Source organism: Micromonospora sp. FIMYZ51, assembly GCF_038246755.1.
Lineage (GTDB): Bacteria > Actinomycetota > Actinomycetes > Mycobacteriales > Micromonosporaceae > Micromonospora.
The window spans coordinates 2,051,438-2,075,965 of record NZ_CP134706.1; the positions used below are offsets into that span (position 1 = coordinate 2,051,438).

The following is a 24,528-nucleotide window of genomic DNA, read 5'->3' on the forward strand; positions in this document are numbered from 1 at the left end:
AGCAGCTAAATACAGCAGTTCGTCATTGCGTCAGGGATTCGCCGAGGCGCTTGAGCGCGTCTCTCGTTGCCTTCGAGGACACCTGCGTGTAGATCTCCATGGTCACGGAGAAGCGGGCGTGCCGGAGGATCTGCATGGCTACTCGCGGGTGGACGTCGAGGTCGGCCAGGAGGGTGGCGCAGGTCCGCCGCGCGTCGTGGACGGTGATCGGCTTGACCGCCGCCTTGTCGCAGCGGGTCTGCCAGGAGCGCTGGAAGTTGCGCGGCTCGATGGGCGTGCCGTAGCGGGTGGTGAAGACCAGGTCGTTGTCGTGCCACGCCTTACCGGCCGTCGCGCGGGCCTCGTCGCGTTGGTGTTTGCGCAGTCGCAGTGCGGCCAGGCAGATGTCGGGCAGCGGCAGGGTGGCGTCGGACGCCTGGGTCTTGGTGTCGCGGTGCAGGAGCTTTCCGCGTACGCGTTGCAGTTGCCGGCCGATGGTCAGCTCCCCGGCGTCGAGGTCGGCGTCGGCCCAGGTGAGGCCGAGGGCTTCGCCTTTGCGCAAGCCGGTGACGAGGACCAGGGCGTACGCGGCGTAGAGCGGATCGCTGGCGGCACGCGCGGATTCGAGGAACCTCCGTGCTTCGTCACTGGACCAGGACTTGCCGCGTCGACGGCGGACGGTGGCGAGGGTGACCGGCACGGCCGGGTTGCGGGTGATGAGGTCTTCGGCCTGGGCGTGGGTGAGGGCGGCCCGCAGTGCGGCCCGGATGTCGCTGACCGTGCGCGTCGACGGGACCGCCTGGCAGCACCGGCCGACCGCGCAGCAGCGCCGCTTCTCCTGACGGCGGGTGGCGTCCTTGCCCTGGGCGCAGCACTGGCAGGTGCGGGCCACCTGGTTCAGCCAGGTCTGCACGTCCCGCGCCTGGAGCCGATCGAGCCGCTTTCCCCCGAGGCCGGGGGAGAGGTAACGCCGGACGAACGTCTCGTAGGTGGCGTAGGTCAGCGGTGCCCGGTTCGGCTCGATGATCTCGGTCAGCCAGTAGGCGAGGAAGCTGCCCACAGTTGGCACACTGGTCGCCACCGGTCCGGCCTTGGCCTGCTGGTGCAGCTTGATCCACTTGTCGTGGACGGCGTCCCGGGTCTTGCCGTAGACGTACTTGCGGGTCCGCTTCCCGTCGGGCTTGGTGACCCAGACGTACGCGGCGAAGCCGTGGCGGTACGGGAAGATCGACCCTTCCCCGTTGGCGCGGGCACGGGCGGGCATCAGGCGGCCTCCTGCCGGTCGACCTGGTCGCGGATGTAGTCGTCGACCCATTCGGGGAGGATGCGGCGGTACTTGCCGTCCTTGATGGAGCGCAGCTCACCGGTGGCGATCTTCATCTTGACCTTGGAGATGCCGAAGCCGAGCAGCACGGCGACCTCGGCGGGCGAGTACCAGCGGGGGCGGAGTTCGTGGTTCATGCGGCGGCTCCGCTGAGCCAGGATTCGTGGGCGAGTTCTTCCCGGCCGACGCGTCTGCTTTCCCGTCGCTGTCGGGCGGCGGTGTTGGCGAGCAGCGCGTCACCGTCGGTGCGCCAGCCGGCCCCGAGGTAGGTGAGCGTCCCGACCGTCAGGGTGTCGGCGGGTTCGTCATCTTCGGCGCGGCGGTAGGTGGCGCGGGTGTCGCGGAGCAGGCCGAAGGTGACCGAGTAACGGCGGGCTTTGGTCAGGAAGTGGCCGCCGAAGCCGAGCATGTGTGCCCAGCGGCGCAGTCCGGCGTAGGGATTCGGTGTGGTGTCAACGCGGCCTTGACGGTCGCCGTCCTGTGCATCGCTGCGGGTAGTGCGGGTGGCCGTGGGGCGTCCGAGTCGCCAGCAGGCGTCGATGAGGCGGGCGACGTGGTCGCCGTCGGGGTTGGCGTAGGCGTCGATGGTCTCGGAGGTGAGGCGGGTCGAGGTGTGGCCGGTGACCTCGGTGGCTTTGGTGGCGTACTTGGCGAGGTAGGCGGCCACCTTGGCGTCGGTCACGTCATCGTCGCCGCTGCCGATGCGGCGTACGTCGGTCTGCTCTCCCCAGGCCACCGGCCAGCCGTCCGGACGGTCGGGGTGTGGCGGGGTGGTGACGGTGATCTGCCGGGCGGCGGCGTGCACGGCGGCGTCCAGGTCGTCGGCGGTGATGCCGGCCGGCGGCGGCACCAGAGCGCCGGAGTCGCCGGAGTCGACGCCGTCGAGGCGCAGCAGGACGTGGAAGTGGACAGCTCCCCGGCGTTGCATCTCGGCGACCTTGCCGTGAGACACCCGAACCGGCGGCACCCGACGTACCCGGCCCGAGTCGGCGACGACCTGGACGTGGCCGATGCCGCGTCGGCGGCATAGGGCGGCAAGCTGACGTTCGATCGCCTGCTTGGTGCGTCGCCACAGCTCACCGGCAAAGCCGTTCCACACAGCCTGGTGGTCATGGTCGTAGCAGTCCAGACAGAGTGGCCGCCCGAGCCGCGGATCGTCGGCGTCGTGACGGGCGAAGCAGGCCGCGGGCTGCCCGTGCGCGCAGGTGTCGGCGTCACGGCGGGCGCGGCACGGTGCGGGTCGGCAGTCGCACCGCTGGCGGGTGGCGCAGGTGTGGCGGGGGATGTGCCGGTGGTGGACCGCGCCGAAGGAGGGTGCGGTGAAGGTGGCGAACACGACCGGATGCCGCGCGACGGTGGCGGGGACGGTCTTGCCACCGGTCAGGCCGGTGCGGACGACCTGGAAGGCGTCACCCGCGTAGACCCAGGCGCAGTCCGGGCACTGCGACGCACGGCGGTTGCCGCACGCCTTATAGATCGCCCGGTCGGGCAGCTCATCGGTGTGCAGCTCCCGGACGATCCGGCCGGTGTCAGCGTCCACGGCGGTGAGGGTGCCGGTGAGGCGGATCGGGCGGGTACAGCCGCCAGCGGAGGCGGTGTGCTCCAGCCAGCCGAAGTAGTCCGGCGTGGCGACACGGTGCAGGGCTTGGGCGAACCGGCCGGCGGCGAGGCCGGGCCGGGACAGGGTGAGCGGGGCGGACATCGTTTTCTCCTCACGGGGGTGGCAGGGACGGAAGACGAATCACTACCAGCCGTGGACGCCTGTCCGCTGGTGGTGTTCGTCGTGTCTCCTGGCACCGCCGAAAGGGCGGCTCACGCCGGAGGGCGGAATCGTGGTGGTGCCACACTCCGCCGATCGATGATGTCCTCTCGTGCTCGTGGAGGTTATGGGGCCGGCACGGGTGAGGAGCCTGGGATACCGGCATCCGGCGGGGATTTCCGCAGGCTGCCCCACCCGTGAAAGGTGAGCGAATCCGAGCCATCGTGGACGGCGGAAGACCGTGCTGGGCCGCTCGGCGGATTCAGAGAGCCGGCGTTGTGGCCGGGGTGGTGGAGAGGCGGCGGGACGTGGCCCGCATCAGCGGCAGGAAGGCCGCTCGGGGTCTCAGTGGTCGAGTCCAGCGTTGCGGCGGGAAGGCCGCGCTGGCGTGCTCAACGAGGGCCAGAGTAGCACCGGGTACCGACACGTCAACCCGCCGTGACCCCGCTGGCCCGAGGCGGGGCGACCGGCTGCCGGCCGGTGTGGGAGGACTTTCTGTACGTCTATCAAGGCGGCCCTGAACGGGCCGCACGCGCCGCCGCCTGGGCGCGCGTCCGTCGCTCCGCTGGCGCTCCGACTCCGGCCACGCAACACGCCCGGCGGCTGGCGCGGAGGGCGGGTAGCCCGGTGGGCCGCCGCAGCACGACAGCCGCGTTGACCGAGTGGGTAGGCCGGCAGCCGGCCGGGCCGCGCGGCCACGAGCCCACGCGGCGTAGGGCAGGGGACGCCGGCTGCGTCGGCGAGCTGGCGGCGGTCGCGGGGTTGCGGCTACTGCGCCTCCGGCGGGGGCGCTCCGGCTCCAGGATGGCCGGGGCTCCGTCGGCGGGTCGCGGTTCGTGGGTGGTGGCGGTGGAAGCCATCCCGCCCACCGTCGACCCGGGCGAGCCGAGCAGACCACCGCCCGACCCGCCAGCGCCCGACCGTGCGTCAAGGTCCGCTTGACGTGGCGGGCCGGGCGGCGGCCCGCTCTCCAGGAGGACGGGTCGATGGCAGACGGGATGGTAGCCACAACGTGGCTTGCCTACGAGATCTGTGTAGGTGATGGTGTTTTGAGAGACAGAATCTCTCCAAGCAGAACATATGTTTCGAGGAATAAAAACCTCGCTTCTGAAAGCGTCACGTCATTGTGAATACCAGTGGAGACTCGGTCATATATTCCTCGCATCGCCTGTCGGAGGCGACCTTGGCGACTCTTGCTGCTGGTGCATTGCCGGACAAAGGCGTCAATCCGATTCAGTACGTTTGACTTGCGTACGTCGACCTTCTGCTCTCCATGCTGAATCGGCTCTTCCTGTGGAGGAAATACAGCATCAGCGAAGCTGTCAATGAGGCGTCGGCATGTGCTCATGGCTTGGCTGATGGCTTCAGGGTCGCCAGCATCCAGTCGCTCGATGATCGACTCGACCTTCGTGAGCGCTGTCCCGCTTAGCGGGGCGAGCATCGAGTCGACATGCTGCCGAGTCGACTCGAACAACTCTCCTTGTGACTCGCTGAAGAGCAGTTCATGATACGTGCGGGTCGCGACTTCGTAAAGGTTTGCGATTACGGCAGAGCGAATGGCGGACAGTTCGGCAATGCTGTTCGTAACCTGGCCCACGTTTCGGTAGTGGGCATTCAATGCGAGACTCAAATGTTCGCCACTAAGGCTGGGTGTGTGGAGAGTACTTAGCATTCCCTCTAGGGATTTGATGTTCGAAGCAATCGCCCCAAAGCTCCTTACTTTCGCCCGCTCTTCGCCCTTTTCGTTCTTGTATATTCGACCCGAACGCTTCAAGTGTGGGCGCGTTGATTGGTTGAAGGTGTAGCCATTTAGTTCTAGCTGCAACCATTGCAAGCTATCCTCGTCGCCGATCAATCGGGCGAGCCGAGAAGCTTTGAGTAGCAAATTTTCAGCGTCAACTCGGCTAAGCTCGATGTCCGCAAGAAGATCTTCAGCTAGTTTCAGCGCTTCAGTCTGCTTTTTCAGCACAATCTTGACCTTCCTTGCCAAGTGAAGGTGCTAGGGCGGGCAAGCCTGCTCACCCGGGACTCGTCCGACGTCCGGCTCATCGTCCGGCGGGGCGTGAGCACCCTGAGGCCGCACGAGGCTGTCAGCCCATGCCGTGCGCGACGAGGGCTGTCGGGCATAGTAGCTAGCCGGCGGCGGCCGAGGCTACTGAGATGCTGCATCGCGTGCGCCAGTGAGGCAAGCCGACGAGGAGCAGGGCCAGGCCGTCGACAGCGACGGGCACGGACAGGAACATAGCAAGATCAGCATTGCGGGCACAGAGGCCCAGCAGAGCGTGGCGAGGCCCGAGCGTGGGACCACAGCCTGACGGGCGCTGTCGACAGCCACGGTGACAGCAACAAGCCGCGACATGGACAGCCGGCAGCGGCCGGGCATGGACGGTTGCCCGAGGTCGCAGACGTGGATGGACCCCGCCGGACGACGCGCCCAGAACTTACAAGCGAGGGATCGGCCTGAGTCGTCTCTGGGGCGTCGCCGGCCGCCAAAGATGACTAAAGACGACTACAACACCCAAGGAACTTGCACGTCAGCCACCATTCGATAGCGGCTAACCTGATGGGCGACGGACGAGTCGACCTGCACGGCGACTTTGTCTCGGGGCCTACTGCCTTCCGCTTGTCGAGGTGTCGGCCGCTCGCTCCGCGTCCTTCACGAAGAATGCCCGTGACCTCCTGGCTCTGCGATGGCCGAGCCTCAAGGCGATCTCGGATGGTGGGTCTGCGATTCGATGGATCTCGTTAATCCTCATCGTTAGCTCGCGCACGCGGTCACGGGCATCCTGCGGAGACATGCCTTCCAAGTCCAGCCTGAGTAGCTGTCGAGCGTCGTTGCGTACCTCGGTTGCGGCGTTTGCGCAATTCTGTGCGGTAAGCTCCTTGCGTGCTGGGTTTAGCGCAGCTTGTACACCAGCAAGGGCAGAGGCCACAAGCGCTAAGACTCCTGCCAAGTTCCCTGACGAGGGATCGGACAACGAGATGCCTCCAGCTAGCGCCGCAAGCGCCGCCGCAGGAACCACAAGGCAATTGCTTATGAGTCGCCATAGACGAGCCTGGGCGAACTGGGTGCTCGCCCCGTAGTGGGCGTTGTTCTGGAGCAGGATCAGTTCTTGCGCAACTGCCGCCTGGCCGCCTGAGCGCTTGGCTTCGTTGTGGGGGAGCGGCTCCTCTGTGGCCATCCGGTGATGGTATGGCGAGCGCTCAGTCTGGTACAGGGCAGCTGAGTTCGACAGCAGCAGTGAGGCGAGTCGCCAGTCGTCGGCCGCGGATAGTCACCCGAGGTCATCCACGCGAACGGACCCCGCCGGACGACGCGCCCAGATTTTCCAAGCGAGGGGCCAAAATGCCCCTGGCTTCAGGCCGTCGCCAGGCCGTAGAACGTCAACCAGTAGTGACCAAAATGACACTCGATGCCGAGTGTTTGTGCAGCCCAGGCTAAGGGACGTCTCGTAACTCTGGCATCTGTCCCTTAAGGATGATCGGGCAGGATGCCCAGGTGCAGGTGATCACGGCAGCCCGCCCGGAGTGGATCTTTCCGTTCACCGGGTTGCAGCCCGCCCAGTTCCGCACGCTGGTCCGACTGGTCGCCGAGCGTGGCGGTGACGGCATCGCCGACGGCCGGCCGGGCCGGCAGTGGGCCCTGGGCCTCGCCGACCGGGTGCTGCTGGTCGCGGCGTACTGGCGGACGAATCTGACGATGCGGCAGATCGGCCCGCTGTTCGGGGTGTCGCACTCCGCCGCGCACCGGGTCATCGACACCCTCGCGCCGCTGCTGGCCCTGGCGCCGGTGCGCAAACGGCCGGTCGAGCAGATCGCGATCGTCGACGGGACGCTCATCCCCACCCGCGATCACCGCCTGGCCGCCCGGAGCAAGAACTACCGGTACTCGACGAACCTGCAGGTCGCCATCGACGCCAGCACCCGACTGGTCATCGCCGTCGGCGACCCGCAGCCCGGCAACCGCAATGACACCATCGTCTACCGCACCTCGGGCATCGACCAGAAACTCGCAGGCAGGCCGGTGATGGCCGACGGCGGCTACCGCGGCAACCCGGAGGTGATCATGCCGTACCGCAAGCCCACTGACGGCGGCTTGCTGCCGGAGTGGAAGGAGGCCTTGAACGTCGAGCACCGCACCGTTCGGGCTGGGGTCGAACATGCCCTGGCCAGGATGAAGTGCTTCAAGATCCTGCGCGACTACCGCCGCGCCGCCCACACATTGACCGATGCCGCTTCTGGCATCGCCAACCTCCACAACATCATCCTCGCCGGCTGACCACCGGTCCGGTGCCGGGCAACGCCTTCACCCAGTTACGAGACGTCCCTTAGTGATGGGCGACCTATGTCCGGTTCGCCTGGCACCCGGTTCCAGTTCAACGCCAAGTGACGTGCGGCGGTGCGAGTCGGGTGCCGGACAGACGATGGTAACCCTAGGCATGCGTTCCGATACGTTCGATCACCATGAAGGGTCTGGAACGGTACTGGGGCTATCTGGCGTTCATCATCCTCGTCACGGCTTGGTGGACTCGTTCCGTGGGGCCGGTGGCGCTGCTCGTGCTGTCGATACTGGTGACCGGATTCTTCCTGCTCCAAGCCCCGGTGTGGTGCTGCGCCGTCAATCGGGATGGCACCCTATGCCGGAACAACTCAGCTGGCCTCCTGCTCGGGTGCAGCAAGCGGCAGCACAAGTGGCAGAAGCTAAGGATGACCATCGTTCCGCATGCTTGGCGTCAAATGAACCGTGGGCTTTGGGCGTCACCTCGGGAAGGGCTGACGACCCTGGGCGCGATCGCGGGGCTCCTTTCGACGATTGCGGCGACGGCGATCACCGTTGCTGGGCAGTTTGCTGGCACAGCCTGACCACCTGCCGTGGGAGAAGGCGCAGGGGAGGCCCTTCCATCCGACACTGGTGCGGTCAGCGGCGTAGAGCTTGCTGCCGGGACGCATCGGCGCCGCAGCGCGCGGTGAGGCCGGCGCGGATACTGGCGGGGTGGTGGAGAAGCAGGCGACGGAGTTGACCCGGTGGACCATCCACGGCGAGCGGGTGGTTGATGACTCCCGGCGAGCGCGGCTCAGCATCGCCGAGGTGGAGTTGCCGGACGGGGTGCGCTTCGAGCAGTACGTGATCCGGGCTCCCCGGTCGGCCATGGTCGCCGTGCTCGATGATCGGGAGCGGCTGCTGTTGATGCGGCGGCACCGGTTCGTGTTCGACCGGTGGGTGTGGGAACTGCCTGGCGGCTACGTCGATGACGAGGAGCAGCCGGCGCAGTGCGCGGCGCGGGAGGTCGAGGAGGAGACCGGCTGGCGGCCCCACGCGGTGGAGCCGTTGCTCTCCTTCCAGCCGTGGGTCGGGACTGCCGACGCCGAGAATCTGCTGTTCCTGGCGCGGCAGGCCGAGCACATCGGCGCACCCGTGGACGTGAACGAGGCTGAGCAGGTCGCGTGGATTCCGCTCGACGAGGCGTACGGGTTGGTGTCTCGGGGTGAGATCGTCGGTGCCGGCACGGTGATTGCGGTGCTGGAGTTGGTGGCGCGTAAGGCCCGGGGAGAGCTGTAGAAGGTCAGCGTCGTGGGCCGAGGCTGGCGTCGATGCGGCCGGTGAAGTGCCGGACGGCGGGTAGTCGCCGGTGTGGGGCGAGTTGGGTTTGCAGGTCGCGGAGGTAGCGGACGGCCCTGGCGGAGCGGAGTTGGGTGGTCAGGGTGAGGGCTTCTGCGCCGATGGTGCAGGCGCGGTCGGGGTTGCCCTGTTGGGCGTGGATGCTGGCGAGTAGTGCGAGGTTGAAGGCTCTGCCGCGTACGTAGCGGTTGTCCATGTGTAGGGATCGGACGGCGAAGCGTTCGGCGTGGGTGTTGCGGCCGAGGGCGTGGAAGCAGTGGCCGAACTTGGCGGACAGGTATGCCTCGTCGAAGTAGCTGAGCCATTGCGGGTCGGTGCTGCGGTCGGCCCGGTCGAGGGCTTGTTCTGCCTGGTGCAGGGCGGCGGCGCAGGCCCGTTCGTCGTGGGCTTTGGCCAGGGCGTGGGCTTCCATGACGTGGGCTTCGGCGGACAGGACGGGGACCCCGGCGCGGCGGGCGGTCCGGCCGGCGGCGCGGGCGAGGTCGAGTCCGGTGGCGGTGTGGCCGAGGTAGGTGGCCTGGTGGCTCATGGCGGCGAGGATTTCCGCGCCGAGGCCGTCGTCTGCGGCGGCGTGGGCGAAGTCCAGGGCGAGGGTGAGGTGCCGCTGGGCGATGCCGTGCTCGGCGGTGTCGTACGCCTGCCATCCGGCGAGCTGGGCCAGTTCGGCGGCGGCGCTGAGCAGCCGTTGGCCGGTGGGGTGGTCGTAGCGGCCGTCGGTGAGCAGCGGGGTCACCTCCTGGTGGAGGTAGCGGGCGACGGTGTCGCGGGCGTGCCCGCCGCCGTACTGGTTGTCTAACTGGCGATAGGTCGCGGTCATCGCGCGGATGGTGTCAATCTGCGGTTGACCGACGGCGTCCCGGCCGGGTTGGGTCACCGGGGCTGGATCGGGGGCGGTGAACCAGCGCAACGCCGGCAGGGTGTAGCCGGCGGAACTGAAGGCCACCTGCCGGAGTACCTCTCGACGGTTCACGTCACCTCGCCAAAGCTCTGCGGCACTGCGTACGTCCTCTTGCCAGGTCCGGGTGGTTGGCGGCTCGCTGGGTCGACCGGGGGTGAGCCGGCCGGGTTCGGCCGGCGGCGCGGCCTGCTTGGGTGCCAGGCCCATCGCGATTCGCGCCTGGTCGGGCATCCGGCATCCGTCGGCGATCCGCTCCAGGACGTCGATTGAGGTGACCTTGCGTCCGGCCATGATTCGGCTGACGTAGCCCTGCTCCAGCCCGACGGCGGCCCCGATCCGGCTCTGACTCGCGCCGGTGAGGCTGGTGATCCAGCGGAACAGCCCGGCGATGTCGCGGGCGGCCAGGGCGGCGAGCACCTCGCCGTGCGACCACGCGTCGTCTGGTATTCGAAGCGGATCGAGCAGCACGGCGGCTCCTAGCGTCGCGTTTCGACTACTCATGGTGTTCAAGGCAAGAGCGTATGGCGACCGCTCGCGCCGGTCGAGCCGCTTCATGTCACGGTGACATGACCGCTGGTCATGGGCCCGTCTCTTAGCCTTTCGTAGCTTCTCCGTCACTTGATGTGGCGCGGGAGGCAAGAGATGCCGGGTAAGGGCGACGAGCCGGCGGTGAGCCGGGGTGAGCAGATTCAGGAGGCTGAGCGGGAGGCGGCCAGGCGGCGGCTTCTCGCCCAGGCGGAGGCGGACCGCATTTCGGTAGAGGAGACGACCCGAGCCGTACCGGATCGGCGGTGGCGTCGTGGGCAGCGTTGAGTTGTTGCCGGTTGGCCGGCGGGTGGCGTATTGGCGGGGTCGGCGGAAGTTGTCGCAGCAGGTGTTCGCTGATCGGCTCGGCAAGTCGAAGAGCTGGGTCGACAAGGTCGAACGTGGAGTCCGGCGGCTGGACAAGCTGTCGACGCTTCAGGAGATTGCCCGCGTACTCCGCATCGACGCCGCCGTTCTTGTGGGCCAGGATGCCGCGCCGGTCCGAGCAACGGGTCGCGGCGACGGCGTCGACCGGATCAGGGCGGCGCTGTCCCGCTACGAGATCCCGTTGGGCAAGCCGGCGGGTCGCCGTCCGGTGGTGTCGGTGGATCGGATGCTGCGGGATGTGGGGTACGCGTGGACGACGTTTCAGCACGCCCGCTACCCACAAATGGTCGATTTAGTGCCGGACCTACTTACCGATGCCCAGCGCACCGATGCCGCGGCTCCGGTAGCGGGCCGGGTGCCGCTGGTCGAGGCGTACCGGGTCACCGCCGCTCTGCTGGTCAAGCTCGGTGACGCTGAGCTTGCGTGGCTGGCCGTGGACCGGGCGATGCTCGCCGCCACCGGCGATCGGGAGCTGGTGGCTGCCGCAGCCGTCCAGCTCGGCCAGGTGTTGCGCGCGCTCGGGCGGGCGCGGGAGGCGAAGTCGGTGATGCTCGCCGCCGCGTACCGGATAGCCCCGCCGGTGATCGACCACGGCCTGCCAGCGGAATTGTCCCTGTGCGGGACCCTGCTTATCCAGGCCGGCCTGGCGGCGGCGCAGGACGGGAACGAGTCCGCCGCCGGGGATCTGATCGCTGAGGCCGCCGGTATGGCGGAGCGGGTCGGCGACAGGTACGACCATCACCGCACCGCTTTCGGGCCCACCGCCGTGGACCTGGCCCGCGCCGCCGCAGCCGTCGAAGTCGGCGACACCGAGGAGGCGATCGTTTGGCACGAGAAGGCCACCGCGCGGTCCGGCTGGCTGTGGCTACCCGCTGAACACCGCGCCGCGCACCTGCTCGACATCGCCCGCGCCCACCTGCATGCCGGGGACGTGGGCAACGCGGCTCGCATGCTGACCGAAACCGAGCGCATTGCACCGGCCGAGACCACGCACCGGCCTGTCGCCCGGGACATCCTTGCCGAGGTTGCCCGCGACCCGCGCGCCCCGACCACGATCGCCAAGCTCGCTGCCACGCTCGGGGTCGGCTGAGCAGCGCTACACGCGGATGAGAAGTACAGCAGTGAAGTACAGCAACCGCGCCAGCCGAACCTGGCCGAGAAGCGCCTCAGCAGGCCGTCTGACCTCGCGTCGAGCCCGATCCGACCCGCTTGCCGAGAGTTCACACCGAAGAGGTCACTGGTTCGATCCAGTATCGCCCACCATCGAAACAACGAAGGAGAGGCACCCTCAAGCGAGGGTGCCTCTTGCTGATTGCATCGCTAGTCGCCGTTGGAAGTCAGCGGATCATCAGCAAACGCGTCGCGGATGCGCCGATCCCGCCCGTCCGACCGGTGGGTGTAGAGGTTGAGCGTGGTCGACGGCTTCTCGTGGCCCATCACAGCCTGGACGTCGTTGACCGGAACGCCGCGCGACACCAGCTTGGCCGCGTACGAGTGCCGCAGGTCATGGAACCGCAGCCCGTCCGGAGCCATCTTCGCCACGTGCGCGACCGCTCCCCGCTCGGTGGTGAACTCCGCATTCCACGGGACGCCTTCCGCGTCGAACCAGCGACGGCCGCCAGACGCGAGCCCAGCCGTCAGCCGGCGACGAGGTCTCGCCGACGGTAGACCACCGTGGACCCGATGGTGAGGACCACGGCGAACACGGCCAGGGTGAGAGCGGCCGGCCGATCCCACGCAGCCCGGGGAACGGCCCCGACCCAGTGCAGGGGCGAGAGCTGGCGGGCCCATGACGGCAGTTCCAGGAGGTCGGCCCGCAGGCAGACCACGAGGGCCCAGCCGACGGGCAGCCACACGATGGAGACCCACCGGGGGCTGAGCGAATGGACGGCCAGGGCGAGCCCGATCAGCAGAACGACGGCCGGCAGGTAGGCGGCAGTGGCGGTCATCCCCCGGCCGATGTAATGGGCTTCACCGAAACCGGCCGCGAGGCCCAGGCCGGTGGAGAGGCCACCCGTGAGCAGGACGAGCACCGACCACGCCGTGACCAGCAGGGCAACCGATGCCCACCAGCGTGGACGGCTGACCGCGGCAGACAGGCTGTATCCCACCCGGCCGGAGGTCTCCTCGGTCGCCAGCCACTGCGTGATGTGGATCCCCGCTGCTGCGGCGAGCAACGCGGTGAGCTGGACGAAGATGGTCAAGCTGGCGTTGACCGGGTCGTCGTGGTCGGCTCGGGCGACGGCGTTGAGGGCGTTCATCTGGCGGGTCAGGTATCCGAACGCGAAGGCGAACAGTGCCGTGGCGGCGATCCACCCGACACCGACGCCGGCGGTGAGCCGGGCGAGGAGGGTCAGGGGTGAGCGTATCCAGGTCGGCGCGGCGGCCGGCCCGGGTCGGGGGGTGATGATGCCTGCCCCCAGGTCACGCCGGGCGGCCACGGCGGCGGCGGTGGCGAGCGACGCGACGGCCAGCGCGCCGAAGGCGGCCCACGGCCACGACGGCGGTTCCGCGCTGAACGGCCGGATTTCGGCCAGCCAGGACTGCGGGTTGATCCAGACGGCATCCCACTGACGCGCATCCACCACAGCCCGGGCCAGGTAGCCGACGAGCCAGCATCCGGTGGCGAGGATGTACGCGGTCCGGGCCGTCCGGCAGCATTGCGCGATCAAGGCGCCGAGAGCGGTGAATGCGAGCATGAGCATCGCCAGACCACCGGCGTAACGCCAGGATCCCGCGATGGGGTAACCCAGAGCCGTGAGTGCGACCCCGTTGAGTACGGCGGTCAGCGCCGCCGTGGCCGCGGCGGCGCTGGCTCCGGCGGCAGCCGGCGCCAGCCGGTGGACCGGGTAGGAGGTCAGGATGTCCAGGCGTCCGGTGTCTTCGAGGCCGCGGGTGAACCGGATCGCCAGATGCAACCCGATCAGGGGGATCATGATCAGCGTCAGGTAGCCCATCTCGTTGGCCAGGATGCCGCCGAGGGTGTCCAGGGCGTACCCGCGGCCCTGGAGCGCCGCACTGCCACTCATCACCTGGTACGCGTCGGCGTAGTGGTCGCGGGCGGCCTGCTCGGAGTACGTACCGTTGATGGTGGCCGCACTCGTGGCCACCAGCGCGGCGACCACGATCGGCCAGCCGATCACCTGCGGCAGGCCGGTACGCAAGCTCAACGACAGAAAGCGCCAGTAGCCGGTCATCGCGCCGCGCCCTCGGCCACGGCGTAGGGGACGTCACTGCGGTAGTTGGTGAGGAACAGTTCGTCGAGGCTGGGTGGCTGGACGTTGAGGCTGCTCGGACCGGCGGTGAGGACGCAACCGACTGCTGCGGCAAGGGTTGCCGGGCCGGCCCGGAAGGTGACGTGCGTGCCGTCCGGCCGCGTCACCACGGACAGGTCGACGAGGCCGTCGAGCCGATCCAGTCCGGACACCGCACACCTTGTCACCGCGTCCACCCGGGTGAGGGTGTGATCACGCAGGTCGGCCAACGTGCCGGTCCGGATCACCGTACCGCGCCTGATGATGCTCACCCGGTCACACAGAGCTTCCGCCTCGGACAGGATGTGGCTGCTCAACAACACCGTGCGGCCGTCGTTCCGCAGCTCTCGCACGCACTGTTGGAACACCTCCTCCATCAGCGGGTCCAGTCCCGAGGTCGGTTCGTCGAGCAGGAACAGGTCGGCGTTCGTGCCGAGCGCCGCGATCAGTGCCACCTTCTGCCGGTTGCCCTTCGAGTAGGTCCGCGTGCGTTTCGTCGGGTCCAGTTCGAACCGGTCGATCAACTCGCGCCGGCGACGCGGGTCGGTGCCGCCGTGGAGCCGGCCGAGGATGTCGATGCACGCTCCGCCGGTCAGTCCCGGCCACAGCGCCACGTCGCCCGGGACGTACGCCAGGCGCCGGTGGGCCTGCACCGACTGGGCCCAGCAGTCCAGGCCGAAGACCTTTGCCTCGCCGTCGTCCACCCGAAGCTGGCCGAGCAGGGCCCGGATGGTGGTGCTCTTGCCGGCGCCGTTGGGGCCGAGGAAGCCGTGCACCTCGCCCTTGGCGACCGTGAGGTCCAGGCCGTTGAGCGCCATCGTCCGGCCGAACGCCTTGCGCACTCCTCGCACGGTGATCGCATCCATCCTGGCATCCTGACACAGGAAGACAGTAGCTGTCATGTTGGCAGCCACTACCGATAGCGGCCGCCCGCCGGTCGATAGGATGACGGGCGTGCCACTTAACCTGCGTCAACGCAACCGGATGGCCGCAATCCGGGCCGTCCAGGACACGGCCATGAACCTTTTCGACGCCCAGGGTTACCACAACGTCACCATCGAGGACATCTGCCGGGAAGCGGGCGTTTCGCCGTCCACCTTCTACCGCTATTTCGTGACCAAAGAGGGACTGTTCACGGTCGATCCTTTTGCCGCCGTCGGTGCCGACGGTTTCCGCGAAGTCCTCGACCTCGACGACCTACCCGGCACGATGGAACGCCTCGCGGCCAGCGCCGGGCCCGGCGGCCCGTGGCGCGGAATGCGCTACGTACTGGAAGAGCCGACCGTGCGGGCCGCCGTCTACGCCACCATGGATGCCATGGCCGGCCGCCTCGCCGCGGCTCTCGCCGACCGTGGACACGACGCCATCCAAGCCCGGGTGCTGGCCCGCACCTACCTGTTCGGCGTCTACTTCGGCGCCCTCGAACAATGGCACAGTGACGGCCGGACCCGGCCCATCGGCGAATACGCCCGCGCGGCTCTGGACGCGATCGAGACCCGCGCGGGCGCCGCCGGACGGCAGCCGGGTGCGGCAGACTGACGCCACGCCGGCGCGCCCGCGCGGCGTTCCGCTCGGGCCGGCAAGTGGCAGGCACGGTTTTCGCGGGTGATTCGCACAGCTGGCGGATTTCGTCGCCCGACTGCGGCAAACCTTGACAGCACGGCGTCTGGATCTGCCGCCGACCGAACGGCCGGTTATCACCCGGTCGAGACGTCTCCGCCGATGCCGATCTCGCGCCGGTCTACCAGGCCAACCGATCCAGCAGTGAGGTGCGGACCGATCCGCCGCCCAGCGTAACGCTCGGCGACTGGTACGCGGTGTTGCCCGTGGTCTCCAGGTCGCCACCTGTCCGCGTGGCCGCTTCAAGCGCTGACAACCGGACAGAGGGATCAACTGCGTCAGGCTGTCATCGGTGCGGGGCGGTGTACCGTCCGAAGTGGCAGCCTGCCGGGGATGGTCGGCAGGGATCTCATGTGACCTGGGAGTGCCGCTGATGCCTCGTCGGCCTATACCTGCTGATCCGTCGATTGGTGATCGCATCCGGGCTCGTCGGGAGTTGCGTGGTTGGAGTGTGCGGTACGCGGCCAGTCGGGGATCTCTCATACGTCGTGGTCGCGGATTGAGCGTGGTCAGCAGCGCACGGACCGGTACATGGTGGTGGATCTGGCGGCGGCTCTTGAATGTTCGGTGGTTGACCTGACTGGGCAGGCGTACATGCCGGCTGATCGACAGCTTGATGCGGCTCGCATCGATGCGGAGCGGGTGTGGCGGATCATGATGGATACGCCGATGGCTAGACGTTCCAGTGCGGTGGCGACTGTTGAGCAGGTGCGTCGGGAGGCGGCGCTCGTGCGTGAACTGTACGGGCGGTGCGACTACGCGGGTGCGCTGCGGCGGCTCGTTGATCTGGTGCCGGCGATGCACAGTCTGGCTGATCGACGGGTGGCGTTGATGGTGATGGTGCCGGTGTACGGCGTGGTGATGGGGTCGTTGCTGAATGTGAGTTTTCCGGCGCACGCATGGCTGGCTGCGGAGCGGTGTGCCGAGGCGGCGGGGTTGCTCGATGACCCGGTGGCGGTCGGGGTCGCGGCGGCCAATCGAGCGCGGGTGTTGGCCTATTCGGGGGCGTACGGTCCGGCGCGGACGCTGTGTGATGCCGCCGCATCTGATCTTGCCGGTAGCGGGACGGAAGGGGCGTTGGACGTGCTGGGGTTCCTGCACCTGGCGCGGGCGCTTCACCTCGGCGGGCTGCATGACGAGGCCGGTGCGGAGGAGCATCTTGCCGAGGCCGGGCGGATCGCGGCGCACACCGGGGAAACCGAGAGCTGGGATCTCGCCTGGGGGCCACGGAACGTGACGCTGTGGTTGATGGCGTTCCTGCTCGACACGGGCCGTCCGGAGGCGGCGATGAAGACAGCGGCGGGTGTGGAGTTGGCGGGTCTGCCAGCGGTGCGACAGATTTACTTCTGGCTCGATATGGGCCGTGCCGCCGAGGCGGTCGGTCGGGACCGCGATGCCGTACGGATGCTCCTCGCGGCGGAGCGGATCGGGCCGCAGCATGCCCGCTCGTCGGTGGCGGCGCGGGAGACGGCCCGGTCGTTGCTGCGCAAGGGGTCGATGTCACCGGAGTTGCGAGGACTGTGCGAGCGGCTGAGCCTGGCCGCGTAGTTAGGGCGGCTCCGGTGCTCGCCGACTTGTGGCGAGGAATGACAAGCTTGATATGGCTGCTTCCGCAACAAGGGATCTCGGTTCAGATCCAGCCCTCAGTGAGGTGAGTTCCAGTGCCGGAACAGTTGCTGTACCTCCGCATGCCAGCGGACGGCCCCGTCGGTCCAGCCGGCACCTGGCTGTCCTGTTGTGGCATTGACAACCAGTGCGGGCAATGATGGTTCACCGGCTGCGATGCACTCATCGGCGACCTGGGCGAGCACGTGGCGCATCTGATTTCGGAGATCTATGCCGGCCATGCCGATGGCCCGCCCCAGTTCGCCGTAGGTGAGCAGTGACCTTCGCATTGCGGCGATGATCAGGGCTGCACGAGCCATCCGGACCCACTGTTCCCGTTGCTCACTTGCCATGCCTGCAAGCGTGACACCTGCTCATCTCTTGATCGACCCTTCGAACAGCCCACTCGCCACGGGCCGTACGGATGGCGTCGAAACTGCCCTGGCGTACTGGCCTGAAGTTGTTGGTTCAAGGTCGGGATGCTGCCAGGACCAGGGGTCGCCGGCGTGTGAGGGTTATGGGACGGTCTGTCGATCGGTAGCGTTGGGCGTGATCGCGGCCGATCAATCGGTTCCGCGTCCCGCGCTATGCGAGGAGGTTCCGGGTGGATTCCTTGCCGGAGTTGACGTTCGGGCAGCGGTTGAAGGTCTACCGGGAGCGGTCCGGGAAGACTCGGGCGGTGCTCGGTGGGTTGGTGGGGCGCAGCGCCGAGTGGGTCAAGGCGGTGGAGACCGATCGGATTCTGCCGCCGCGCATTCACATGCTGGATCGGATCGCGCGTGCCCTCAAGATCGACGTGTCGGTGTTGGCCGTGGAGCTTGGTGACCGCTCTGCTGTGGTCAACGGGCCGGAGCATCCGGCGCTGGGATCGGTCCGGGACGCCGTTAACCGCGTCGCGTTCTCCGGCGACGACCCGGCCGAATCGCTGTCCAGTCTGAGGGAGCGGCTTGCGGTGGCGTGGCGGGCACGTCATCAGGCGTCGGATCACCGTACGGTGCTGGGTGGGTTGTTGCCGGGGCTGCTGCGGGACGGGCAGCGTGCCGTGTTGGCGTACGAAGGTGACGAGCGTCGGCAGGCACAAGCGCTGTTGGCAGAGACGCTCGGGTTGGCGCAGATTTTCATTGCGTACCAGCCTGCCGCCGAGTTGCTCTGGCGGGTGGCGGACCGGGCGATGGTGGCGGCACAGGAGTCCGGCGACCCGGAGGCGATCGCGCGGGCGGGGTGGTTCCTGGGTCAGGTGCATCGGGACGCGGGGGACTGGGACACGGCGATGGCGGTGACCCTGGACGTGCTCTCGGCTCTGGAGCCGCAGGTGGTCGATGGGAGCACGAATCTGCTGGCGCTGTGGGGTGCACTGAACTTCGAGGCCGCGTACACAGCTGCTCGTGCAGGTGAGGAAGGACGGGCGTGGCGGTACTGGGATCGTGCGGACCAGGTGGCGCAGCGCCTGCCGCAGGGTTTCTACCAGCCGCAGACGTCGTTTTCCCGGGTCATCATGGGCGCTCACGCGGTGACGGTGGCGGTGGAGTTGCAGAAGTCGGGTGAGGCGGTGCGGCAGGCCCGTCGTCATGATGCGGCGGCGATTCCGTCGAGGCCGCGTCGGGCACGCCATCTCATCGAGGTCGCGCGGGCGCACTACGGCAAGGACGACAAGGAGTCGACTGTGGCGACGCTGCGGCGGGCGTACGAGTCGGCTCCTGAGACGATCCGCTTCAATGGGTACGCCCGTCAGATCACCTTGGATTTGCTCGACGGGCCACGCTCCACCCGCAACGATGCTCGTGATCTGGCGATAAAGGTTGGCCTCGCCTCTTGAATCGCGGGTAGGAACCTTACCCATTCCGCCTCGCGACTGACCGTAGTTTTTCGCTCACGGGATGCGGTGGGCGATGTTGGTCCTTCAGGAGCATGACGCCGCGCCCCTACCAGCGGAGGTGGGGATGAGCGAGAACTCTTCGTCCAAGAGTCGGGGCGAGCAGATCCAGGAGGCGGAGCGGGAGGCGGCGAGGCAGCGGATTCTTGCTCAGGCTGAGGCGGAACGGATACCGGTCGAGGAGACGACTCGGGCGGTGCCGGATCGGCCGTGGCGTCGTCGTGACCGGTGACCGGGTGCCGATCGGTCGGCGGGTGGCGTATCTGCGGGCGCGGCGGCGGTTGTCGCAGCAGACCCTTGCTGATCGGTTGGGCAAGTCGAAGAGTTGGGTGGACAAGGTCGAGCGTGGGGTCCGCCGCCTGGAGCGGGTGTCGACGATCCGGGAGGTCGCCTCGGTGTTGCGGGTCGACGCGGCGACGCTGCTCGGTCGGGACGCCCAGCCCGCCGGTATGGTCGAGCGGGACGAGGACGTGGCGCGGGTTCGGGCAGCCTTGTCGGCGTACGAGATAGGGCGTGACCGGCCGGCGCCGGTGCTGCCGGACGACCAGGTTGCCCGGCACGTCGGGTACGCCTGGACGGCATATCAGCATGCTCGATATCCGCAGGTGGTGGAGCTGATACCGAGTCTGCTCAGCGATGTGCGGCGCGCGTATGCCCGGGATCCGTCGGCTGGGCGTCTGGTGGTGGAGGCGTATCGGGTGACGGCTGCCCTGTTGGTGAAGCTGGGTCAGGCGGATCTGGCGTGGCTGGCGGCGGATCGGGCGATGGCTGCCGCTGCGGGTGATCCCGTGTTGGTGGGGTGTGCGGCGGTGCAGCTTGGGCAGGTGTTGCGGTCCTCGGGTCGGGCGCGGTCGGTGTTGCTGGCGGCGGCGTACCGGATTGCTCCTTCGGATTTTGATTCCGGTGGGGTGGGGGAGGTGTCGTTGTGTGGGGCGTTGGTGGTGCAGGCGGGGTTGGTGGCGGCTCGGTGTGGTGAGGAGCGGGTCAGCGGCGAGTTGTTGGACGAGGCTGCTGAGATGGCGGTGCGGGTGGGGGAGGGGTTCGACCTGCATCGGACGGGGTTCGGGCCGACGGCGGTGGAGCTGGCTCGGGTAACCGCTGCGGTGGAGTTGGGTGACGGGTCGGCGGCGGTCGCCCGGCACCGGCAGGCGATCCGCCGGGCTGGGTGGGGGGTGTTGCCGGTTGAGCATCGGGCCGCGTACCTGATTGATGCTGCCCGCGCGTATCTCCAGGTCGATGATCCGGCCAACGCGGCGCGGGTGCTGCTGAATGCAGAGCGGCTGGCGCCGTACGAGGTACGCCGCCGCCCGGTGGGCCGGGACGTGCTGGCGGAGATCGCCCGTGCTCCGAAGGCTCCGGCGATGGTCGGTGAGTTGGCGCTGAGCCTCGGGCTGGTGTGACCGGTGACCGCGCCGTTCCTGTCGCTCGCGCAGATCCGTAACCGGCTGACCCTCGCGGCCCGGCGCACCCTTCGCGACCGGAGGTGGCAGGGGAGCCGGTGCCCGGTGTGCGGCGCGGCGGATGCCCTCCGGGCGCTGGCGAAAATACAGCAGCGAAGTACAGCAACCGTGCCAACCGAACCCGACGAGCACGAGCGCCACCAGGCCGGACGACCTCGCACGGCACCCGATCCGGCCAGCCTGCCGTGAGTTCACACCGAAGAGGTCACTGGTTCGATCCCAGTATCGCCCACCGTAAATATTCGCAGGTTGGAAGCCCGTGACCGGAAGCGCCGGTAACGGGCTTCTGGCCGTTGACCCCTTGAATTGGGAGCAGGATGGGAGCAGGCCGCTCCCTGATCAACCACCCATCATGCTCGTACCTGACGTGAGGATGAAGGAGCATCCGCCCGGCTGTCCGACTCCTGCTCTGACCGACGATTGCTGTCTTCAAACGGATTCGTCGACTGTCCGGGTGGCCCCTACGTGAGGCGACGAAAGCCCGGGATCGCCGCTGGCCACCCACCGCCCCCGCATGGCAGCGGATCGCCGGGTCGCGGACCGGGCGCGGGCGGTGGAGATCCTGGACCGCGCGCACGACTCGGCCGAACTGGCCCGAGCGGAGCTTCGCAGTGTCGTACGCGGGATGCTGCCCCCGGTGCTCGACGACCGTGGGCTCGCCGCCGCGCTCGACGACCGTGGGCTCGCCGCCGCGCTCGACGGCCTGGCGACCGCGCCGACCGGCGGGTGACGGCGGTCCTGCGTCACCTCGAAGACGCCCAGCGGCGCGGCTAGTACAGCCTGCGCTACCCCGGTCGGCCAGTACGCTGGATCGTCCGATAGCCCGTCTGACCATAGCTTTTTCCATGTCATCGTCCTCTGACGACATGGAGAGGTTGGTCCAGATGTCCGTCCGCGTTGGACGCCCCGCCGACCCGGCGGTCCGCGTGATACAGCTCGCCCGTACGTATGGTTCCGGACCGCAGGCGGTCACCGCGCTCGCCGGCGTCGACGCGGAGTTCCACCGCGGCACGTTCACTGCGGTGATGGGGCCGTCCGGTTCCGGCAAGAGCACCCTGTTGCAGACCGCGGCCGGCCTGGACCGGCCCTCCTCCGGGCAGGTGTGGATCGGTGACCAGGAGCTGTCGCGACTGTCGGAGACGAGGCTGACCAAGCTGCGGCGCAGCCGGATCGGCTTCGTCTTCCAGGCATTCAACCTGATCGGCGCGCTGAACGTCGAGGAGAACATCCACCTGCCGCTGCGGCTGTCCGGGGCACGCCCCAACGCGACGTGGCTGCGCCAGGTGGTGGACCGGGTCGGGCTCGGCGACCGGCTGCACCACCGCCCCGCCGAGTTGTCCGGCGGGCAGCAGCAGCGGGTGGCGATCGCCCGGGCACTGGCGATGCGCCCCGAGGTGATCTTCTGTGACGAGCCGACCGGCGCGCTGGACACCCAGACCGCCGCTGACGTGCTGGCCCTGCTGCGGTCGGTGGTGGACGAGTCGCAGCAGACGGTGATCATGGTGACCCACGATCCGGTGGCGGCCTCGTACGCCGACCGGGTGATGGTCCTGGCCGACGGCCGGATCGTGCGGGACATGCCCCAGCCGGGTGCGGAGCAGATCGCCGAGCAGTTGGCGTGGCTCGGCCGCCGCCAGCTCACCACTGTGGAGAGCTGAGCGATGCTGATGCTCGCCCTCCGGATGCTGCGCCACCGCATCGGCAGCGCGGTCGCCACCCTCGTCGCGCTCACCTGCGGCGTCATGATCCTCATGTCGATGGGCGTGCTGGTCGAGTCCGGGATGCGGTTCACACCCGCACCGCAGCGGTACCCGGCCGCCGACATCCTGGTCGCGGATCGCGACATGACCATCGAGCACACCGAGTTCGGTCAGACCACCACGGTCACCGTGGACCTGCCCACCGGCGGAAGCGTGCCGGTCGACCTGGCCGACCGCATCGGGCGGCTGCCCGGCGTGGCGGTCGCCGCCGCCGACCGCTCGATCCAGGCGGTCGTACCGATCCAGGACACGGCACAGGAGGCGGTCGCGCACGGTTGGAGCAGCGCCGCGCTCACCCCGTACCGGATCGTCGACGGCAACCGGCCGGACACCACCGACGAGGTCGCCATCGACACCCGGCTCGCCACGGCGGCCGGTGCCCAGCTTCGGCCCGGTGATCAGATCCCGGTCCGCGCCGCCGGATCGGAGCGCCAGTACCGGGTCAGCGGCATCGTGGACCGTACCGCCACCGGTGACACCCCGGCCGCGATCTTCTTCACCGACGACCACGCCGCGGCGCTCAGTGGCAGCCCGGACCGGGCCGGACTGATCGGGATCGTCCTGGCCCAGGGCGCGGACTCCGCCGCCGTCACGAGCGAGGTCGGCCGGCTGGCCGCCGAATCCGGCGCGACCGTCCACACCGGCGACGATCGCGGAAAGCTCGAACAGTCCGAGGCACTCGCGGCGGCCACCATGCTGATCCAGCTCGGTGCCGTCTTCGGCGGCTACGTCGCCGGGCTCGTGATGTTCGTCGTCGCCGGAACGATCGGCCTGGCGGTCCGCCACCGCCGCCGCGACCTGGCCCTGTTGCGTGCCGTCGCGGCGACCCCGGGACAGGTACGCCTGATGATCGTCGCCGAGGTCGCGCAGTTGAGCATCGTCTCAGCCGTGCTCGGCGTCCCTGCCGGGCTGTGGGTGACCGACTGGGTGCACGGACAGCTCATGACCAGAGGCTTCATCCCCGACGGCTTCCCGATCGCCGGCGGGGTGCTCTCCGCGGTGGCGGTCAGCGCGGCGACGGTGCTGGTGGCGGTGACGGCAGGGCTGATCGCGGCCCGCCGTACGGTGAAGATCCGCCCGACCGAGGCGCTCGGCGAGGTCGCCGTGGAGCCGGCCCGCAGCAGCCGCGTCCGGCTCGTCGCCGGTCTGATCGCGCTCGGCGGCGGGGTCACGCTGACCATGTTCGGTACGGCCCTCCGTGGCGAAGCAGCGCTCGGCGCGGCGCTGGGCATGCTGTTCGTCTTCGTGCTCGCCGCCGCGCTGCTCGCGCCGTGGATCAACCGGTACGCCGCGCAGGTACTCGGCCCGGTGCTGCGTGCCGTGTGGGGCGACAGTGGATACCTGGCGGCGGCCAACCTGCGGGCGAACGCTCGGGGCATGGCGACCGTACTGACCGCGCTGGTGCTGTCGGTCGGCTTCGGTGGTTCGATCTGGTTCTTGCAGGACAACCTGGAGCGGGAAAGCATCGCCCAGACCCGCGACGGAATGCTGGCCCAGCACGCGCTGGTGTCGGCGGTCGGGCTGCCGGCTACCGCCGTGGCGGACGCCCGCCAGGTGCCCGGCGTCGTCGCCGCCACCGGAATCCGGCGTACCTCGGTGATCGTCCCGGTGATGGGGGGCGTCGAACCCGTCGCCGCCCAGGTGATCGACCCCGACGGGGCCGACCGGGCCCTGGACCTGTCGGTCACCGAGGGCAGCCTCGCTGACCTGCGTGGCGACGCCGTGGCAATGTCGACCTTGCAGGCGTCCACACAGGGGGCGGATCTCGGCGACCAGGTCGAGTTCTGGCTCGGTGACGGCACCCCGGTGTCGTTGCGGCTGGTCGCCGTCTACGAACGCGGGCTCGCCTTCGGGGACGTGACTCTCCACCGGGAGACGGGCGACGGCCACACCCCGACCAACCTCGACGACCAGGTCCTGATCAGCACCGTACCGGGCGACGCCGAGGCCGTCGCCGGGCTCGCCGGCCTGGTCGAGCGGTACCCGGGCAGCGGCCTGATCGACACCGGGGTCATCGGCGCCCAGCTCGCCACCGACCTGGCGCTCAGCGCCTGGCTGAACAAGCTGCTCATCGGCGTCATGGTCGGCTACGCCGCCCTCGCCGCCGCCAACACCATGATCATGGCGGCGCTGGCCCGGGGCCGCGAGCTGGCCCTGCTGCGCCTGGTCGGCGTCACGACCCGTCAGGTCAAGCGGATGGTGCACGCCGAACAGGCCGGCCTGCTCGGCACGTCGCTGCTCATCGGTGGCGTCATCGCCGCCGTCACGCTGGTCTCAGTGGTCCGGACGATGACCGGGCAACTGATCCCGTACGTCCCGCCGCTCGGCTGGATCTCGATCATCGGCGGTACCGCGCTGCTCGCGCTGGTCACCACCGTCGCCCCCATCAGCGTGCTCCTTCGTACGCCGCCGGTGCACAGCATCGGCGTCAAGGAGTGACCGCCAGTCAGTCCACCGCAGGCTC

At 68.7% G+C, this 24,528-nt stretch carries 21 protein-coding genes and 1 pseudogene; 12 read left to right on the top strand and 10 right to left on the bottom strand.

Annotated features, from left to right (window positions below; all coding sequences use genetic code 11):
* Window positions 1–22: 22 nt before the first annotated feature.
* The 5 genes from QQG74_RS10065 to QQG74_RS10085 form a co-directional block, all read right to left on the bottom strand.
* Entirely contained in the window at window positions 23–1,243 is a 1,221-nt protein-coding gene (locus tag QQG74_RS10065; RefSeq protein WP_341720020.1) for a tyrosine-type recombinase/integrase, read from the bottom strand.
* Entirely contained in the window at window positions 1,243–1,440 is a 198-nt protein-coding gene (locus QQG74_RS10070) for an excisionase family DNA-binding protein (RefSeq protein WP_341720021.1), read from the bottom strand. Before QQG74_RS10070 ends, QQG74_RS10065 begins: the two co-directional genes overlap by 1 nt.
* The gene (locus tag QQG74_RS10075; RefSeq protein ID WP_341720022.1) at window positions 1,437–3,005 is read right to left on the bottom strand and encodes a replication initiator; all 1,569 of its coding nucleotides are present in this window, start codon (window positions 3,003–3,005) and stop codon (window positions 1,437–1,439) included. The genes QQG74_RS10070 and QQG74_RS10075 overlap by 4 nt, the downstream gene beginning before the upstream one ends.
* Window positions 3,006–4,083: 1,078 nt before the next feature.
* A complete protein-coding gene (locus QQG74_RS10080; RefSeq protein WP_341720023.1) occupies window positions 4,084–5,031 on the bottom strand; it encodes a hypothetical protein in 948 nt (315 codons plus the stop codon).
* 640 nt (window positions 5,032–5,671) lie between these two features.
* Window positions 5,672–6,244: an SLATT domain-containing protein gene (locus tag QQG74_RS10085; protein ID WP_341720024.1), complete on the bottom strand. Its 573-nt coding sequence runs from the start codon at window positions 6,242–6,244 to the stop codon at window positions 5,672–5,674.
* Between the two features lie 317 nt (window positions 6,245–6,561).
* Here QQG74_RS10085 and QQG74_RS10090 point away from each other — a divergent pair, with 317 nt between their 5' ends.
* The 3 genes from QQG74_RS10090 to QQG74_RS10100 all read left to right on the top strand — a co-directional run bounded on the left by QQG74_RS10090 (window position 6,562) and on the right by QQG74_RS10100 (window position 8,622).
* Window positions 6,562–7,341: a transposase family protein gene (locus tag QQG74_RS10090; protein WP_341720025.1), complete on the top strand. Its 780-nt coding sequence runs from the start codon at window positions 6,562–6,564 to the stop codon at window positions 7,339–7,341.
* 185 nt (window positions 7,342–7,526) lie between these two features.
* Window positions 7,527–7,925, top strand: a complete 399-nt coding sequence (locus QQG74_RS10095; RefSeq protein ID WP_341720026.1) for a hypothetical protein — start codon at window positions 7,527–7,529, stop codon at window positions 7,923–7,925.
* Between the two features lie 130 nt (window positions 7,926–8,055).
* Complete coding sequence (locus QQG74_RS10100) at window positions 8,056–8,622, top strand: NUDIX hydrolase (protein WP_341720027.1); 567 nt, start codon at window positions 8,056–8,058, stop codon at window positions 8,620–8,622.
* Window positions 8,623–8,626: 4 nt separating this feature from the next.
* Here the strand turns inward: QQG74_RS10100 and QQG74_RS10105 are convergent, their stop codons facing one another.
* On the bottom strand, window positions 8,627–10,048 hold the full coding sequence (locus QQG74_RS10105; RefSeq protein WP_341720028.1) for a helix-turn-helix domain-containing protein: 1,422 nt from the start codon (window positions 10,046–10,048) through the stop codon (window positions 8,627–8,629).
* A 331-nt stretch (window positions 10,049–10,379) separates the two neighbouring features.
* Here QQG74_RS10105 and QQG74_RS10110 point away from each other — a divergent pair, with 331 nt between their 5' ends.
* Window positions 10,380–11,582: a helix-turn-helix domain-containing protein gene (locus tag QQG74_RS10110; RefSeq protein ID WP_341720029.1), complete on the top strand. Its 1,203-nt coding sequence runs from the start codon at window positions 10,380–10,382 to the stop codon at window positions 11,580–11,582.
* Between the two features lie 230 nt (window positions 11,583–11,812).
* Here the strand turns inward: QQG74_RS10110 and QQG74_RS10115 are convergent, their stop codons facing one another.
* The 3 genes from QQG74_RS10115 to QQG74_RS10125 form a co-directional block, all read right to left on the bottom strand.
* A complete protein-coding gene (locus QQG74_RS10115; protein ID WP_341721189.1) occupies window positions 11,813–12,025 on the bottom strand; it encodes a tyrosine-type recombinase/integrase in 213 nt (70 codons plus the stop codon).
* 104 nt (window positions 12,026–12,129) lie between these two features.
* On the bottom strand, window positions 12,130–13,689 hold the full coding sequence (locus QQG74_RS10120; RefSeq protein ID WP_341720030.1) for a hypothetical protein: 1,560 nt from the start codon (window positions 13,687–13,689) through the stop codon (window positions 12,130–12,132).
* The gene (locus QQG74_RS10125) at window positions 13,686–14,612 is read right to left on the bottom strand and encodes an ABC transporter ATP-binding protein (protein WP_341720031.1); all 927 of its coding nucleotides are present in this window, start codon (window positions 14,610–14,612) and stop codon (window positions 13,686–13,688) included. Before QQG74_RS10125 ends, QQG74_RS10120 begins: the two co-directional genes overlap by 4 nt.
* A gap of 34 nt (window positions 14,613–14,646) precedes the next feature.
* Between QQG74_RS10125 and QQG74_RS10130 the strand changes: the two genes are divergently transcribed.
* Window positions 14,647–15,285 (top strand): helix-turn-helix domain-containing protein, encoded by a 639-nt coding sequence (locus QQG74_RS10130; protein WP_341720032.1) that lies wholly within the window; start codon window positions 14,647–14,649, stop codon window positions 15,283–15,285.
* 612 nt (window positions 15,286–15,897) lie between these two features.
* Window positions 15,898–16,914, top strand: coding sequence for an XRE family transcriptional regulator (locus tag QQG74_RS10135; protein ID WP_341720033.1), 1,017 nt, complete (start codon window positions 15,898–15,900; stop codon window positions 16,912–16,914).
* A 95-nt stretch (window positions 16,915–17,009) separates the two neighbouring features.
* On the opposite strand, the gene QQG74_RS10140 is transcribed toward QQG74_RS10135, so the two are convergent.
* Complete coding sequence (locus QQG74_RS10140) at window positions 17,010–17,324, bottom strand: hypothetical protein (RefSeq protein WP_341720034.1); 315 nt, start codon at window positions 17,322–17,324, stop codon at window positions 17,010–17,012.
* 251 nt (window positions 17,325–17,575) lie between these two features.
* Between QQG74_RS10140 and QQG74_RS10145 the strand changes: the two genes are divergently transcribed.
* The 6 genes and pseudogenes from QQG74_RS10145 (at window position 17,576) to QQG74_RS10170 (ending at window position 24,503) form a co-directional block, all read left to right on the top strand.
* A complete protein-coding gene (locus tag QQG74_RS10145) occupies window positions 17,576–18,787 on the top strand; it encodes a helix-turn-helix transcriptional regulator (protein ID WP_341720035.1) in 1,212 nt (403 codons plus the stop codon).
* Between the two features lie 124 nt (window positions 18,788–18,911).
* Entirely contained in the window at window positions 18,912–19,076 is a 165-nt protein-coding gene (locus tag QQG74_RS10150) for a hypothetical protein (protein WP_341720036.1), read from the top strand.
* Window positions 19,066–20,244 (top strand): helix-turn-helix domain-containing protein, encoded by a 1,179-nt coding sequence (locus QQG74_RS10155; RefSeq protein ID WP_341720037.1) that lies wholly within the window; start codon window positions 19,066–19,068, stop codon window positions 20,242–20,244. Before QQG74_RS10150 ends, QQG74_RS10155 begins: the two co-directional genes overlap by 11 nt.
* A 577-nt stretch (window positions 20,245–20,821) precedes the next feature.
* Window positions 20,822–20,995 (top strand): annotated as a pseudogene (locus QQG74_RS10160) (sensor histidine kinase); the annotation flags it as partial.
* Between the two features lie 193 nt (window positions 20,996–21,188).
* On the top strand, window positions 21,189–21,962 hold the full coding sequence (locus tag QQG74_RS10165) for an ABC transporter ATP-binding protein (RefSeq protein ID WP_341720038.1): 774 nt from the start codon (window positions 21,189–21,191) through the stop codon (window positions 21,960–21,962).
* A 3-nt stretch (window positions 21,963–21,965) separates the two neighbouring features.
* Window positions 21,966–24,503 (top strand): ABC transporter permease, encoded by a 2,538-nt coding sequence (locus tag QQG74_RS10170; RefSeq protein ID WP_341720039.1) that lies wholly within the window; start codon window positions 21,966–21,968, stop codon window positions 24,501–24,503.
* The last annotated feature ends 25 nt before the right edge of the window (window positions 24,504–24,528 follow it).

Excerpts from the sequence above, each read along its gene's own strand:
- QQG74_RS10115 (WP_341721189.1), bottom strand. The coding sequence starts at position 12,025 with ATGGCTCCGGACGGGCTGCGGTTCCATGACCTGCGGCACTCGTACGCG.
- QQG74_RS10140 (WP_341720034.1), bottom strand. The coding sequence starts at position 17,324 with ATGGCAAGTGAGCAACGGGAACAGTGGGTCCGGATGGCTCGTGCAGCC.
- QQG74_RS10165 (WP_341720038.1), top strand. The coding sequence starts at position 21,189 with ATGTCCGTCCGCGTTGGACGCCCCGCCGACCCGGCGGTCCGCGTGATA.
- QQG74_RS10125 (WP_341720031.1), bottom strand. The coding sequence starts at position 14,612 with ATGGATGCGATCACCGTGCGAGGAGTGCGCAAGGCGTTCGGCCGGACG.
- QQG74_RS10170 (WP_341720039.1), top strand. The coding sequence starts at position 21,966 with ATGCTGATGCTCGCCCTCCGGATGCTGCGCCACCGCATCGGCAGCGCG.
- QQG74_RS10150 (WP_341720036.1), top strand. The coding sequence starts at position 18,912 with ATGAGCGAGAACTCTTCGTCCAAGAGTCGGGGCGAGCAGATCCAGGAG.
- QQG74_RS10120 (WP_341720030.1), bottom strand. The coding sequence starts at position 13,689 with ATGACCGGCTACTGGCGCTTTCTGTCGTTGAGCTTGCGTACCGGCCTG.
- QQG74_RS10070 (WP_341720021.1), bottom strand. The coding sequence starts at position 1,440 with ATGAACCACGAACTCCGCCCCCGCTGGTACTCGCCCGCCGAGGTCGCC.
- QQG74_RS10095 (WP_341720026.1), top strand. The coding sequence starts at position 7,527 with ATGAAGGGTCTGGAACGGTACTGGGGCTATCTGGCGTTCATCATCCTC.
- QQG74_RS10075 (WP_341720022.1), bottom strand. The coding sequence starts at position 3,005 with ATGTCCGCCCCGCTCACCCTGTCCCGGCCCGGCCTCGCCGCCGGCCGG.
- QQG74_RS10135 (WP_341720033.1), top strand. The coding sequence starts at position 15,898 with ATGGTGGTGGATCTGGCGGCGGCTCTTGAATGTTCGGTGGTTGACCTG.
- QQG74_RS10065 (WP_341720020.1), bottom strand. The coding sequence starts at position 1,243 with ATGCCCGCCCGTGCCCGCGCCAACGGGGAAGGGTCGATCTTCCCGTAC.
- QQG74_RS10130 (WP_341720032.1), top strand. The coding sequence starts at position 14,647 with ATGTTGGCAGCCACTACCGATAGCGGCCGCCCGCCGGTCGATAGGATG.
- QQG74_RS10085 (WP_341720024.1), bottom strand. The coding sequence starts at position 6,244 with ATGGCCACAGAGGAGCCGCTCCCCCACAACGAAGCCAAGCGCTCAGGC.